Source organism: Enterococcus sp. DIV0213h (genome assembly GCF_051711285.1).
Taxonomy (GTDB): Bacteria; Bacillota; Bacilli; order Lactobacillales; family Enterococcaceae; genus Enterococcus_D; species Enterococcus_D casseliflavus.
The window spans coordinates 1885426-1899538 of the sequence record NZ_JBIOMH010000001.1; the positions used below are offsets into that span (position 1 = coordinate 1885426).

The 14113-nt window shown below is 40.3% G+C and carries 16 protein-coding genes and 1 pseudogene; 5 read left to right on the plus strand and 12 right to left on the minus strand.

The window, feature by feature from the left end:
* Nucleotides 1-414: 414 nt before the first annotated feature.
* The 3 genes from IGI77_RS08545 to IGI77_RS08555 form a co-directional block, all read right to left on the minus strand.
* Complete coding sequence (locus tag IGI77_RS08545; protein ID WP_016609351.1) at nucleotides 415-1209, minus strand: hypothetical protein; 795 nt, start codon at nucleotides 1207-1209, stop codon at nucleotides 415-417.
* The gene (locus IGI77_RS08550) at nucleotides 1199-1738 is read right to left on the minus strand and encodes a sigma-70 family RNA polymerase sigma factor (RefSeq protein WP_051095336.1); all 540 of its coding nucleotides are present in this window, start codon (nucleotides 1736-1738) and stop codon (nucleotides 1199-1201) included. The genes IGI77_RS08545 and IGI77_RS08550 overlap by 11 nt, the downstream gene beginning before the upstream one ends.
* Before the next feature lie 61 nt (nucleotides 1739-1799).
* Nucleotides 1800-2192, minus strand: coding sequence for a hypothetical protein (locus IGI77_RS08555; RefSeq protein WP_438769868.1), 393 nt, complete (start codon nucleotides 2190-2192; stop codon nucleotides 1800-1802).
* A gap of 162 nt (nucleotides 2193-2354) precedes the next feature.
* Here IGI77_RS08555 and IGI77_RS08560 point away from each other — a divergent pair.
* A pseudogene (locus tag IGI77_RS08560) lies at nucleotides 2355-3605 on the plus strand (glycosyltransferase).
* A 35-nt stretch (nucleotides 3606-3640) separates the two neighbouring features.
* On the opposite strand, the gene IGI77_RS08565 reads toward IGI77_RS08560, so the two are convergent.
* A complete protein-coding gene (locus IGI77_RS08565; protein WP_005226071.1) occupies nucleotides 3641-4126 on the minus strand; it encodes an AmiS/UreI family transporter in 486 nt (161 codons plus the stop codon).
* A 340-nt stretch (nucleotides 4127-4466) separates the two neighbouring features.
* Between IGI77_RS08565 and IGI77_RS08570 the strand changes: the two genes are divergently transcribed.
* The gene (locus tag IGI77_RS08570) at nucleotides 4467-4745 is read left to right on the plus strand and encodes a LexA family protein (protein ID WP_005226072.1); all 279 of its coding nucleotides are present in this window, start codon (nucleotides 4467-4469) and stop codon (nucleotides 4743-4745) included.
* A gap of 34 nt (nucleotides 4746-4779) precedes the next feature.
* On the opposite strand, the gene IGI77_RS08575 is transcribed toward IGI77_RS08570, so the two are convergent.
* Complete coding sequence (locus IGI77_RS08575; protein WP_086338215.1) at nucleotides 4780-5766, minus strand: DNA/RNA non-specific endonuclease; 987 nt, start codon at nucleotides 5764-5766, stop codon at nucleotides 4780-4782.
* 408 nt (nucleotides 5767-6174) lie between these two features.
* Between IGI77_RS08575 and mgtE the strand changes: the two genes are divergently transcribed.
* Complete coding sequence (gene mgtE / locus IGI77_RS08580; RefSeq protein ID WP_010748340.1) at nucleotides 6175-7539, plus strand: magnesium transporter; 1365 nt, start codon at nucleotides 6175-6177, stop codon at nucleotides 7537-7539.
* A gap of 152 nt (nucleotides 7540-7691) precedes the next feature.
* Entirely contained in the window at nucleotides 7692-8633 is a 942-nt protein-coding gene (gene rsgA / locus IGI77_RS08585) for a ribosome small subunit-dependent GTPase A (protein ID WP_015509693.1), read from the plus strand.
* Nucleotides 8634-8948: 315 nt separating this feature from the next.
* On the opposite strand, the gene IGI77_RS08590 is transcribed toward rsgA, so the two are convergent.
* From IGI77_RS08590 to IGI77_RS08605, 4 genes are all read right to left on the minus strand, one after another.
* Entirely contained in the window at nucleotides 8949-9302 is a 354-nt protein-coding gene (locus IGI77_RS08590) for a DUF2200 domain-containing protein (protein WP_015509694.1), read from the minus strand.
* Nucleotides 9303-9397: 95 nt separating this feature from the next.
* Nucleotides 9398-9685 (minus strand): hypothetical protein, encoded by a 288-nt coding sequence (locus IGI77_RS08595; protein WP_005226077.1) that lies wholly within the window; start codon nucleotides 9683-9685, stop codon nucleotides 9398-9400.
* Nucleotides 9682-9960: a hypothetical protein gene (locus IGI77_RS08600; protein WP_010748343.1), complete on the minus strand. Its 279-nt coding sequence runs from the start codon at nucleotides 9958-9960 to the stop codon at nucleotides 9682-9684. Before IGI77_RS08600 ends, IGI77_RS08595 begins: the two co-directional genes overlap by 4 nt.
* 36 nt (nucleotides 9961-9996) lie before the next feature.
* Nucleotides 9997-10365 (minus strand): hypothetical protein, encoded by a 369-nt coding sequence (locus tag IGI77_RS08605; protein ID WP_438769869.1) that lies wholly within the window; start codon nucleotides 10363-10365, stop codon nucleotides 9997-9999.
* A 213-nt stretch (nucleotides 10366-10578) separates the two neighbouring features.
* Here IGI77_RS08605 and IGI77_RS08610 point away from each other — a divergent pair, with 213 nt between their 5' ends.
* The gene (locus IGI77_RS08610; RefSeq protein ID WP_086338212.1) at nucleotides 10579-10965 is read left to right on the plus strand and encodes a hypothetical protein; all 387 of its coding nucleotides are present in this window, start codon (nucleotides 10579-10581) and stop codon (nucleotides 10963-10965) included.
* A gap of 157 nt (nucleotides 10966-11122) precedes the next feature.
* Here IGI77_RS08610 and IGI77_RS08615 read toward each other — a convergent pair whose 3' ends face one another.
* The 3 genes from IGI77_RS08615 to IGI77_RS08625 form a co-directional block, all read right to left on the minus strand.
* Nucleotides 11123-11533, minus strand: coding sequence for a hypothetical protein (locus IGI77_RS08615; protein WP_438769870.1), 411 nt, complete (start codon nucleotides 11531-11533; stop codon nucleotides 11123-11125).
* A gap of 1456 nt (nucleotides 11534-12989) precedes the next feature.
* A complete protein-coding gene (locus tag IGI77_RS08620) occupies nucleotides 12990-13142 on the minus strand; it encodes a hypothetical protein (protein ID WP_170927527.1) in 153 nt (50 codons plus the stop codon).
* 120 nt (nucleotides 13143-13262) lie between these two features.
* Nucleotides 13263-14111 carry a sce7725 family protein gene (locus tag IGI77_RS08625; protein WP_005226083.1) on the minus strand — a complete coding sequence of 283 codons (849 nt, stop codon included), beginning with the start codon at nucleotides 14109-14111 and terminating at the stop codon, nucleotides 13263-13265.
* Nucleotides 14112-14113 lie beyond the last annotated feature (2 nt).

A 14113-nucleotide genomic window follows, 5' to 3' on the forward strand; every position in this document is an offset into this window, starting at 1 on the left:
GGGTTGAAACGAAACGTTTCCGCCATTGTATGAAAAACGATCCAATCACTAGAAAAAGACAAAACGGGATCCAAAAGACCAAATGTCCGATAAGTTCGATTTTTCACACCTCCTAGCAAGTAAAATCATCATAACGTTTCTTCCTAAAAAGCAAGCGTGAAGGAAAAAATAATCCCATTAGGCATGTATGAAATTATGAGTGGAGTCTTCTGAAAAGTTCACAAGAAATCTGAGAATTTCAAAAGGAAATGAAAAAACGAACGGTTAGGAATATCCCAATTGTCCGAGACGAAAAATACCTCTTGCAGCATTCATTTTGACTTGAATCCTGCAAGGGGTACTCTTTTGTAGAAAATCTGGTGCTTTATTCAATTGATACCAAAGAAATGCTTAGGAAGGAGCAGCAGTCCTTTTTTATGGCAAAATGTTCTTACTATAAAAAAGGGAAATGACCATACCTATGTCCAACAGATCCTTATAATAAAATCCTTTCAGTGGGCCAATGTGTAAGAAAAATCCGAGAATCATTAATACAAACAGCAGCAGGAAAAGCAGGTTGAAAGCGGTCATCAAGCGAAAACTGAAATGCCAATTACTCAGGAAATACTGATATTTCGCTGCTCGGTAAACTTTGTTTTGAATCGGAATTTTCTTGAGTGCAGGGATCGATTCGTGATAGGACGTAAATAATTCGTAGTCTTTTTTCGTCAGTACTTCAGAGAAAATGTGCGTCCCTGCCTGAAAGTCGAAATAGCCCCAATGGAATTGTTCTTTATCCTCTGGTGATTCGTGCTTCATCAGCTTTCTTGGCTTGATCGTGAACGCCTTGATGGTCTCATAGGGGTAACTGAAATAGGTGTTACTTTCTAAATAGTCGATGATGACCAGAAAAAGCATGCGGGTTTCTGTGAAAACTAACAAACGATTGCCGCGGGTATCATGAAAGATGTCACGGTATGCTTTTGCTTTCTCGGTTGTTGCATAGGCATAGGCGCCAAGCCCTTGATTGGCGAAGGCGAGGTTTCCATCTGGCGTCAAAGGCAGATAGCCAAGAATCGTTTCGTCTTTTGCTAAAAGCGTCCGAAGCTCCTCTAATAGATCTTGCAAGAAAACATATTGTTTGGACAGCTCGAATGTTGCTGCTTTTTCTTGTTCAGATATTTTTGTCAGTGAATTGTTTTCATTTAAGACTAACTGTTTAAAATCCATCGATAGTCATCCTTTCTTTTAAGCGTTTGCGGCCACGGGAAAGACGATTGTAGATCGCTGAGACATTTAAGTCCGTCTGCTCTGCGATGGTTTCAGGTGACTCTTGGTAAAAATAGTAGAGCAGAAAAATCCTTTGATCGAGGGCTTCAAGGTCTTCAATAAAGCCCAAAAAGGTTTCCTTTGTTAAAGGTGATTCTTCAATAGCTAGTTCCTGCTCATCAACAGGTTTTTCTTCCAGTGAGCGCTTGTTCAACTTCCGCTTGTGGTCAATCGCACGACTACGACTGATCAAAAGCAGCCAAGTAATCAAGCGGCTTCTTTCTGGTTGATACGCAGCAATCTTTTGCCAAACCTCGTAAAAAACTTCGTTCGCTACATCTTGGCGCTCGCTCACTTCATGCGGTTGGGAGAGGACACTATGAATCGTCCTCAGCATGCTATCACCATAAACAGCTAACAGTTCTTCTAAGCCGGCATAGTCTTTCTTTTTGATTCGTTCAATGATTTCTTCATCCTGCACCTTTTTCACCCCTTCACACTATATACGAAGAATGTTTGCCTTTTCTATCAGAAAAAGAAAAAAACCTCTGTTAACGAGGTTCATGTTCTTTGGCCAGAAGATCTGTTGCCAAGCGCTGGGCCAAATATTCCCAAAGAATGCCGCCAAAAAAAGCGCCTATCATATAAAGAATGACTGCTTGCAGCTCCAATGGATTATTTGCTAGCCAGAAAGAAAATAGCGAGCCGATGATGAATAGGTAGCTGCCAAAAAGCACTTGCCGCCACGAGCGTTTTTTAACAAACTTGCTAATGAGAAAGGTTGAAAGGATCATCAAGAGAATTTGGATGAATGCCAGCGAAGGCAAAAGTGCAAAGTCAGAAACAACCATTTCCCAAAATTGTTGAATCAAGAAAAAGAAAGCAAAGAGAATGAGCCCGCTTGATAATGTATTAAGCCGCAAGGAAGATATTTTTTTTCGCATTGGTTTACTCCTTGAAAGGTTTTCTTTATTATAGCAAATTTTTAATTAAATAATGTAAAAAGATGAACGAGAAGATCTGCAAAAAAACTTCTCCTACATGTGCCTACTTTTAGTATACTGGAAAGAAACGAGTGGATGGACTCGATACATAAGGAGGATTTCATGCCAACGATTCTTTTTGCGCCTGCGGTATTCAACTTGGCTGAAACGACAAGGATGATCGAAGTCGCTAAACAAATGCAAGGAAATCACCACTGCGAGTTCTTTGGTTTTTCAAAAACCTTTGCTTCACTTATCACTGAAAGTGGCTTTACGTACCATTTGCTGACGCCGACTCTGACAGAAAAACAAGAGGAACAGATCATAAAATTAGATCAACTACGCTCAATCAAAAATCCCTTCACCAAAGAGATGGTTGCCGCGCGTATTCTGAGCGAACAAAAGCTGATCGATAAACTTGCTCCTCAGGTCATTGTAACTGGATCGAATGTCACGATCTTTCTATCTGCTCGCAGCAAACAGATTCCCTTAATCTACGTAAAACCCTATGCGATGAGCGATCCCTTTTTTCGATCAGATAGCGCATTTATCCCTTCTAGTTTGCGTTTCTTCGGACCGCTAAGGAAACCACTTTGGTATTGGATAAGAAAACAATTAGTAAAATCCCGCTGGATGCCCCGAGCATTCAAACACGCTGCTCAAACAGAAAAACTTTTTATGCCTGAAACGAGCTTACGAATGATGGACGCTGATTTAAATCTCATCACCACTCCTGATTTATTTTTAACGAAAGAGCAGCTGCCAGAAAATTATCAAATCGTTGGGCCGATTTTTGCGAAGCTCGGGTCTTCTTTACCAGACGAAGTGTTGACTTTTATTCAACAAAAGCGGCGGGAAAGAAAATGAATCGTTTATTTTGCGATGGGCAGTTCGGGGAATCCGCGCATGGTGCGAAAAATCTTAGCTTTCTTGCGAAACCGTTCGGAACTAGCGATCATTGCTCCGGTTACACATCTACTCAAGGGGAAACACAACGACTCAGAGAATCTGTTCTTGACCGAATATCTGCCAAGTCATCTATTGCATGAGCATATCGATTTTTCTTTTATCCATGGTGGGGAAGGGACTGTTCAAACAGCTTGTGCATCTGGGAAGCCGTTTATCGGAATTGGGATGCACTATGAGCAATGCTGCAATATTCAGTACTGCGTGGCGTATGGCAATGCAATCGCGCTGACAAAACCATTAACTGAGAAAAAGCTGGAAGCTGCCCTGAATGAGGTTGGTGCTCCGAAGATTTGCCAACAAGCCTATCAGTTAAAGAAGGATTTCCCGGCAAATGGTCCTCAGAAAGCGATGCAGGAGATTGAACACTTTTTAGAAAAAAACAATTTTTCTAAATTTTCCTATTAAAAAAGAGCGATTATCATTGAGATAATCACTCTTTTTTAATAGAGATCTACTAGCATCAGCAAGCCTGGGACCCACGTAGTGAAGATACCACAAGCGATCGCAAAATAATGAATCTTACGACCAAAGTTTACCTTCACGATCGTATCCAAAAAGCCGCAAAACCATAACGCTCCCCATGTTAACCAAATCAATGCAAAGAGGGGATCTTGCTCCCATTGCCAAGAGACCCAAGCAAAAGGTAAGGTATTGATGGCTACGAATAGTGCGAAAATCCCATAAATACGTAGATCTAAATCAAAAAGGTAAATGATCCCTACCAACAAATACGTGAAGGCAAAGAGAAAGCCAGTGCCTGCTTCATAATAAGCGCCTTGAAGCATATAGATTAGATTGATAATAAAAGATAACGTACCTGTAAAAAGATTGATCAAAGCAAGTGAGCGGTAGTCAATGTGAAGTAAGCTGCCCCAGCCGTTGATTATCAAAGTAATTCCTACAAAAAATAAACCGATCCCTAATATAAAATCCTCCTTTACTTAAATTTAGAATAACAAATTCTAAGAAAAAATAATAGCTCTATTTATTTTTAGGTCAATAAAAAGGAAAACAATTTTGAAATTTGCTATTTTTTGCTGCTAAATTTGATAAAATCAATACCAAAGAGCGCTGCTAGCCGATGCTTTTCTCGTTAAGGGGAAAATTTCAGCGTATAAAAAGAACTTTTACTCGTTAGAAGAAGGGGAAAAGAGACAGATCAATAGATTTTCAGTGTATTGATCGGACAAAAAGCAGACCAGGTAGCAGTTTATCGGTTTTTACGAATTTGCAGCAGTGAAGACTGTTTTGCGGAAAGGAGGACTTATGCCTAGAAAAGATCGAATCTTACTTTTCATTGACGAATATATGCAAGCTCAAGGTTGCGCACCTACCATACGAGAAATCTGTGCCAATGAAGAAATAAAAACGACCTCTTTGGTTTATCGTCATTTGCTGCGTCTCGAAAAAAGAGGCCTAATTTACCGAGCTTATCGCTTTAAGTCACGTTCGGTTCGTTTTACTGACGAAGGGAAGGCCTATGTCAAAGCGTTGCGACAAGCACTTTTAGCAGACGAAAAACAAACGCATGGCAATGAAGAATAGCTTAACACCAAAATAAAAAAGCCTAGAGGCTTTTTTATTTTGGTGCACGGTAGCCAGCAGCTTCCGCTTCAGCGATCGTTTTGAACCATTCTTTCGGATTCGTCGTATCATCATAGTATTTAGATCCTGGCAAATGATAGATGCCGCTTCTTGATCCTTTGATCAAACCATTTCCTTGTTGATCGACATATTCTTTCTGTTTCTCCTCTGTTTCACTGTTTTGAGAAGTGGCTGTTGTCGTGTTGTTCTCACTACTTGTAGCATTCTCCTGTTGCGTCATATCTTCATTTGAAATCTCGCTGCTGCCATCCGCATAGTTGATCGTGACACCATCTTGGATGTTGAAGATATAATAGTTGAATTGGATCGTATCGTCGCCAATAGATTGGGCTTGCATCTGTACCCCACGGGCAACCAGCTCGTCATCACGATAGATTGGAGTGACAGAATATCGAACATAATGGTTTTTGTCTTGCTTGAGATAGTAGTTGATATCCATTTCTAAGCGCAACATCTCTGGATTGTTCAATTGACTAGTTCCCGTGATCAAATTCTTCCAGTTTGCATTTTCGCCAGCTAAAGCAAACCCAATCAAATGCGTCCGATTATATAAATATTTCCCATTGGGGAGCTGTTTATTACGCCAGCCTGTCGGTTTCACGCTGGAGATATCGCCACGTTTTTCCGTAGGCATTAAGGATTGATTCAACATTGCTTCAGCCGAAGTCGCTCGATTGAGGTGGTCAAGGTCGCCGTATGCTTCCCAGGCACCATTTTCAAGTGAAAGGTCGTCTTCTGAAAACTCAGGGATGTTTTGATTGACTTCAATTGTTTGGGTGCCTTGGTAGGTTAGCTGTGCCAATTCGTCTGCGCGAATATCTTTAGCAGAAGGGGTGCTTACCTCTGATTGTTGCGTTTCCTGCTTTGGAAATAGGTCATTGTTTTGTAGGAAACCAAAGCCAACTGCTGCGAGTGCGAGAAGCGCAGTGACCGATCCAATCAATGTTTTTTTCTTTGCCATCTCTTTATTGCCTCTCTTTTCATTGATATAGGTTTAGAATAAACGGTGAGTAAAAAAATCACAACTAGTTTATCATACCATTTGCGGGGGATGTTTTACAGCGTCTGCTAGCTTCTTTTGCCTTTTGTTCTTGACAAACTTCAGTCAATTTTCTTTACAAGCGACGTCCTTTAAAAGAATTTTTCGTCTGCGAGTGATATTTTTCATATTTTAAAAAAACTATGTGATATAATGAATAAAGTTGCTGCTCTATCCCTTTGGTGCTTGTTTTAATAACAGTCATCTCCAGCTGCGGAACAAACTTTCAGCTGTCTAGCAGACAACGTTCAAACGAAAGAAAACTGGACAATTTTCTGAACGATTGCCTTTCTTTCTTTGACCAAAATTATAGGAGAAGGAGTGTATCCCATGAACCAGCAAGAAACCATCTTACATTATTTAAATAAGAAAGACTCTGAAAAGTTAAAAGAACTCGTATCAGGAATGGAAGAGCTGCCGCTATTACAATTATTCAGCAACTTATCCGCGGATGAAAAAGTGATCGTTTTCCGACTGTTACCGAAAGACAAAGCCCTTATCCTGTTTGAAGATTTGACACCAGCTACCCAACAACACTTATTACGCTCTTTCACCGATGAACGAGCAACCGAATTTGTGAATGAGATGGCGCCAGATGTTCGTGTACGGCTTTTAGATGAGTTGCCAGCGACCGTAACACAAAAACTTTTACAATCATTGGCGCCTGATGAACGAGCTGCAACAAACCTCTTACTAGGGTATGAAGCCGAAACTGCGGGTCGCTTGATGACACCGGAATTCATTACATTGAAAAAAGATATGACAGTCAATCAAGCATTGGAAAAAGTGCGAATGCAAGCCAAAGAAAAAGAAACGATCTATACGCTTTATGTTACTGATCAAACGAAAACGTTAGAAGGTGTTTTGTCGCTGAAAGATCTCTTAATAGCACAAGGGGATCAACGCATCAGTGAGATCATGTCCCAAAAAGTTATTTATGTGACCACTGACACCGACCAAGAAGAAGCAGCCCGTTTGCTAAATGAACTAGATATCATTGCGCTGCCAGTCGTAGACAAGGAATCAAGAATCGTTGGGATCATTACCGTCGATGACGCGATCGATGTCATCGAGTTGGAAACAACGGAAGACATGTTTAATGCCGCTGGTTTGGTCGATGTCGCCTCCAACGAAGCAGACCGTAGTAATGTTTTGATCAATGGCAGCCTGTGGCAAATCTGGAAAGTCCGCTTGCCATTCTTAGTGATCACTTTAGTGGCTGGACTTTTAGCTGGGGTCGTCATTGATGAATTTGAACAAACGTTAGAGTCGGTGGCAGCCGTTGCGATTTTTATTCCTTTGATCATGGATATGGGTGGAAACGTTGGTACACAATCCTCTACTGTATTTGTTCGGGGGATGTCGTTAGGGCATATTGATCTTTCAACCTTCACCAGACATTTCTTTAAAGAAGTTTGGATCGGTTTGAGTCTAGGCTTGATCGTCGGGATCATCTCTGGAACCGCTGCTTCACTTTGGCAAGGGATCCCGATGTTAGGGGTCGCTGTTGGGATTTCATTAGTTTTTGCTATGACCTTAGCGGCAGCACTTGGCTTTTTAGTCCCGTTTGTACTTATTAAACTAAACATCGACCAAGCAGCCGGTTCGGCACCGATCATCACCTCGATCAAAGATATTGCTGGCTTGTTTATCTACTTCGTTTCAGTAAATGTTCTTTTGGGTCATTTGCTTTAGCATACTGCCCGTTCCAGTGGTATAATAAAGCGACATCACATGATGAGCACAACATAGAAAGGGGAAATGTCCTATGACAAATCAAATGAAGCAACATCAACTCGGAGGTTTCTCTTTTTAAGTGCGGCCTCCTAATTAACTGGAGGGAAATCATGGAAAAACAAGGAATCGTGGTCTTTCAGGCTAAGGATATCGCAAAAGTCCGCCTGACCACAGGAGAAGAATGTTTAGCAACCGTTTCAGGAAAATTTCGTCAACAGGCACGAGCGCCAAAGGATTATCCTATTGTTGGTGATTTTGTCCAAGGGCAGGTGTATGATCAAGATCATTTCTTGATTGATGCTTTGCTCCCACGAAAGAGTTTTTTACAACGAAAAGTAGCCGGAAATCGGACGGATGAACAAGGGATCGCTGCGAACATCGACACGGTTTTTATTGCTACTAGTGCCAATGAAGAATTTAATTTCGCTCGGTTAGAGCGCTTTGTCACGATCGCTTGGGACAGTGGCGCTAACCCAGTGATTCTCTTGACCAAAGCCGATCAAGTCACAGCTGATGAAAAAGCAGAGCTGCTGCAAGCATTAAACGATGCTTTTGGTGTGAAAGCATTCGCTACTTCTATTTATGAACCGAACGAATTGCTGACAGAAGCCTACTTTTCAGACGGAAAAATCAGTGCATTTATCGGTTCGTCAGGCGTCGGGAAGTCCAGCTTATTAAATCAGCTCATGGAACAAGCCGTTCAAAAAACCAATGACATACGAGAGGATAGTCGAGGACGACACACGACGACGAGTCGCCAGTTGTTCACACTGCCCTCTGGCGCAATGATCATCGATACTCCTGGCATGCGGGAAGTTGGCATCAGTACCGTTCGGTCAGCTTCGATCGAGCAATCCTTTGAAGCGATCAGTCAATATGCTGAAGGTTGTTTCTTCAGAGACTGTCAGCATGAAACAGAACCGAAATGTGCGGTAAAAGCAGCTATTGCTGCCGGTGAGCTTTCAGAAGCAGCCTTCGCTCGCTATCGCAAAATGGAAAAAGAGCTGGCGTATTTGAAACGAAAAGAACAGATCAAAGAAATGAAAAAGTAATAGTTAGCACTCCTTTCTATAAGAGGAGTGCTTTTTTGTACGTGTCAAGAGCGCCTTGTTGAGTAAAGAAGAGGAGAGCCGCAGCCAATGTTCTTGTGTTTTCATGAAAAGGCGGCCAATTTCAAAGGGCACTACATGCTAAGTGGTTGAACTAAACTAAGATCGCCTGCCTGGTTACAAGCTGTCGTCAAGAAAAGCAGGATAAAAAAACACAGTGGGGTGTTGTCCCACTGTGTTTTGAGCAATGATTTGCCCCTGCCAAGGTATTTCTAGTATAAAGCGTTGATTCTTAAATAGCAACTCGAAAAAAACGCCTCATTCAGCAGAGCGCAGAATTTTCGTCATGGCTTTTCCTTTCGCCAATTCATCGATCAGTTTATCTAGGTAACGAATTTCTTGAACTATTGGCTCTTCGATCTCTTCTACCCGAATCCCGCAAATCACACCAGTAATCTGTTTTCGTGCAGGATTGAGCTGAGGGGCTTGCTTAAAAAAGCGTTCAAAAGAAACATCATCAGCCATCTGTTGGAGTGTTTCTTGGTCATACCCAGTCAGCCAGGTAATAATCTGATCTACTTCTTCTTTTGTCCGATTTTTCCGTTCTGCTTTGGCAATATACAGAGGATAGACTTTCGCAAAACTCATTTGGGTAATCTTTTGATTTTTCATGATAAACTCCTTTAGTCTTTACACAAAGTATACTTCATTTTTTTCTTTTTGCCGAGATTTTCAACGTTTGTTGTGTGCCAAAATAGGCGAGGGGACTAAAGGATGATTTTTTCTTCTTGTTCACGAAACCCCAATACCTTTTGTCGTGACTCGCCATCCCAATAGAGCAAGTCCAAATTCTTATGCAGCATTAGCTGTGTATATAATTCTTTCAGAGTCAGAGCAGGCTTTTTGGGTTCGAAAAATAAAATCAATTGGTTATGACTATCTTGTGCGATCGTCGTAAAAGGAATCAGGTTTTCTTTGTAAGTTAAATAAATTCCTTGGTAATCTGCTGCACTCGACGACGTTGTCAGTGCTGTCAAGAGGTCTCTTGCTCTCATAGTGAACCCGCCTTTACTGTTTTTTGTCGATAGGCATCGATATCCAACATGATTTTTGTTTTGCCGTACACCGTATATTTTTGCACCACGAATTGGTGGCGCTTATTCCAATAGCCACCCACAGTTAGAAACATGCCCTCATCAACATCCCCTAAAAAATTCAAACTGTGCTTCGCAATCAAACAGTTGGTGGTGCCTAGTGTAAAGCGGACCAAAGGGGAGGGGGCAAAGGAGACGATCCTTATTTTTGAGACAGCGCCTTTTTGTGTTTGCATCAGGTATTCCTCCTTTAGTAAGTAGTAAAAAGCGGATCATTCGTTGAGATCAAACCATTTTTTCTCTTCATAGAAAGCAACATGACGAATCTCATCATAATGGATTTTTTCTATGGTTTCTCCCGTCAAATAAATGCCCAATGTGTCGTATCCGCTGATTTTTCCGACAATATCTGGGGTATAGCCGCCTTCTTCATTGACTTCTTCTCGTTGGATCGCCACAGTTACGTTCTTTTTCATCGCTTCGAATAAGCATTGATTAATTTCTTCCGTTGTGAGTGACGGCTTAGGCGGACAATCAAACGTGCGTGTCGGCTCTTCTTCAATTTCAGTTGTATGCTCAGATAAAAAGAATCCTTGCCACTTTAGCTTTTTCCGATCTTCATATGGTTGCAGCATACCCATAGCAATCACCTCTTATCTATATAATACAAACATACGTTCTCTTTTGTAAAGCGAACAGATTTTTAAATTTCTGATTCTTCTATGAAACATCTAAAAAGTGCATCAAACAAGGGGATAGTAGCGGGTATCGTTTTTTTATACTATATATGTTATAATTTATCCTGAAGGAATCATGAACGTTTTAGAAAATAGCTGGCGAAAAAGGAGAATAGTATGTCTGGATTAATCGTGGTCCTGCTTACGATCTACTTTGCAAGTAGGAAAGATAAAGAACAGTGGCTTTTTGATCGCAAACGATTGACTATTCTGGCGCTTATGTTTGTGATCGTCGGCATAAGTTGGGGCTTAAATGACAAAATAATGAAGGATCCTCGGAACCAAAATATTAGAAGTGATTTACTGTTTAATTATTCGTTCCCCTTATTGATAGGTATGCTAGGTCTATTTATCAAAGAAATACCACGGTGGGGACGGATCGTGACTTTGTCATTTGGCTTTATGATTTTCGGGTATTTAGCTATGCACTATTTGATAGGGTTTCACAACCCGTATTGGGAAAATCTACAGCTAAGTCCATTGTATTGGCTACCAAGTGACTAGCCATACGAAAGTATCGCCAATGGAAACGAAAAAAAGCACTCCCTTTATTGAGTGCTTTTTTCGGCTAAATCACTGCAGCAAGATGTTTCTTTTCAAAAAAATCGGTTGGACCTAAGTAGCAAAGGGATCATATAAGGAGAAGCTACGACTGTTGAAATCAAACCGATTGATTCTTGACTAAACCGTGTCTTTTGATCATTGCCAAAGTAAAATATGCGACGAGCGTTCCTGCAATCCCAAAAAGTAAATCGATTCGATCGGGGGTGTTCATAAAGTCCAAGACAGTCTCGCTCAATAGATTGGCAATGAGTAAGAGCAGGGTCAATAGCGTGACGGCTTTAAATGGCGCACCTACGAGAAGCCAAAAGTATCCCAGTAAGCCAATAATCAAACTAATCGAAAAATTGGAGATATGAAGATAAAAGTCAGGATACATCGAAGTAAAGAAAGAAATGTCCAAGTACTTTGATAAGTAGAGGAAGAGGGCTGTGAACACGAAAAGCAAGTAGAGGAGTGACGCCCAGATTTTTGGTAAAAAGACTAGCTTTAATTGCTTCTTCTTTTTCATTTTTATTCTCCTTTTAGAATTGTCAGCTTATACGGATGGAATTGCTTTTATCGGGTGTTAATTACACAAATGGAAAAAACAAGCTGCAAACTAGGCAAATCAGTAGTCTGCAACTCATTAATGGTAAAATGAGTTGAGGTGATAAAATGACAATAATAAACAATCAGCGATTATGGTTAGGTATAGGGATAGAAATTATTTTGCTCATATCATTCAGCATGATTATGTATTTCATCCTGACGAGTGGCAACTTGAAGCAAAACCCGTTCAGCAGTCGACGAAAAGGAAAAATAAACTTATGGGTAGCTGCTGGTTTAATTTTACTTGCCATGGTTCTAGTATTCCAAGGAATGATCAACGGCGCTTTATTCAGACTTTTTTAGCAAAATATGGACGTTTATGGCGACCTATGAACATTACAATTATATTAAATAACGAAATACCCTAAGTTATCTACATGATTTTAGGGTTCTTTTTTATCGAATCATGTAGTAGATATTTGTTGGCATTTGCAACGTCTAACTACTTGTGTCAGAATTTTGAAACGGATTGGCTATATGAATAAAGTTCTAGGTAAAAGCTCAAAGATTTTCAAAATGATTATAGCATACAATCAAACCGATTGGTTCGTGAATCAAGGCTGATAGTTTGAATCTGTATTTGCTGAGATAAAAAAGACGAATCCGCAAGTAACTTGCTACAAGACCGTTAACAATCTGTTGATCAGTAAATCATAAAAAAGAATCTGAAGAAACTTGTAAAATAAGAAGTTCTTAGCTTTAGTTGAATTTTAGATGAATTAGTGACAATTTCCTGATAAAAGTCATTCGGAGGGAGGTAAAATGATGCAAAATTGACTTGAACTGTCTAAAATATCACGAACTCTTTTTCGAATACAACTTTGTATAATATATATTATGTAAACTAAAAAATGAAATTTTTCGAACACCGTATTTAGCGGATAATTTTACGGCTCTCCTCCCTCTTATTTAGGATTATTTCCTTCAAATTCACCTAATTGGCAGCATAATCAAAAAAATGGTCATTTGAGCGATAGTTTTAGATTTTTGTTGGTTCTACGAGTGAAACAACATGCAACAGACAAATTATCTCTGAACCTTTATCTGTATTTGATTTTGTTGATCCTTGATTCTTTAAATTCAAGCTTTGGTTTGCAGCTGCTGGCCAAACTCAATGAATCAGTCAAGTAATCGTTGTTCACGATCTTATCAGTAATGATTCGCACTTAACCCAGCAAATTTGTGCTAACTAATAGCCTAATGGGAATCTTAATCACAGGCAAACCAGCAACGATAAACAAGAAACGTTTCGTTGCGTTCAGTTTTCACCTAAACGATTCAGATTCCCATAGCGAGTCCTAATCAAGGGTGCACAGTCATCTAAGTACAAGTTTCGTTTTATTGCTGCCAATAAAGCAATGACAGCAACAAAAGTTTCAAACTATGTAATACAGGATCGCCGAAAAGACAATGATCAAAATGACCAAGACAACGATTAGTTGATTTAAACGTTGAATAAGCAGGTTTTTCTTATTTTTTTCAAATTCTTTTCCTTCATTTCGATAATATTCTCTATCTTTTGTTCCCACGAGCGCCAACTCCTTTTCCCTGATTTTATCACTATCCTGAAAACAATGGGTGCAATCAAGGTGTTTTGTACAATAAATGGCAGTATTTTGTTAGAGCCTACAATCGTATGCGTATAGCGACTAAATAAGACGACTGACGAGTTCCAAGTGATTCATAACGGCAGCTTTCCGAATAACGCCCATACCTGGAAACGCCCCTTGCTGATAAGCAGCAACTAATAGCTGCAGCCCAGCTGTTTGTGTAGGATACTCTTCCTCATGCTGCAACAAAGCTTCCATGACTTCAAAAAACTTTTCTTTCTGACTTGGTAATTCTTCCTCAGAAAATAAGTGAACGATTCGCAAGTCTTGCTCTGCTGTCGGATAGATCCAATGCAAAACCAACCGTTTTGAGGGATAACTGTGCTCATAATAAATTTTGCTATCGACAGAAAAATCACTAAATCCCGCATAGCCCAATTTATGATAAAGATGATGGGTTTTTGAAAATCCTTCGTCTGGACATTCTGTATAAAAACTATTTTTAGGTAAACGGGTAAACGGATCTTCCATCAGTAGTTTCGGGCCGTTGATTTTATTTAACAAACGAAACTCTTTGCTTACCAGTACCGGCAGCGTATTTTCCCGCCAATCACTAGCGAGTGCTTGGTCCGCTTGATGAATGATCCAAAGATCAGGCTTTTCTTCCACTGTCTCAATGGGGCGATCTACGATCATTGCTTTAGGGGCAGTAACATTTTGCAACTCTGCTAACCCCTCTGCCGTCAGAAAAGCCCCCGCCTGTGGATTGCGAACCAGATAAAAAGGATGCTGCTTCCTTTGAAACAGGTCAATGGTCGTCCAAAACGTTTTTGATTGCTTGACTGGTTCAATGATCGGCTGGATCGCGTCTGACAAACAATCTTGTTCCAACAGTGCTTTCAACGCCAATAAATCAAATTGTTTTCCACGAATATACGGGAAGTACATCT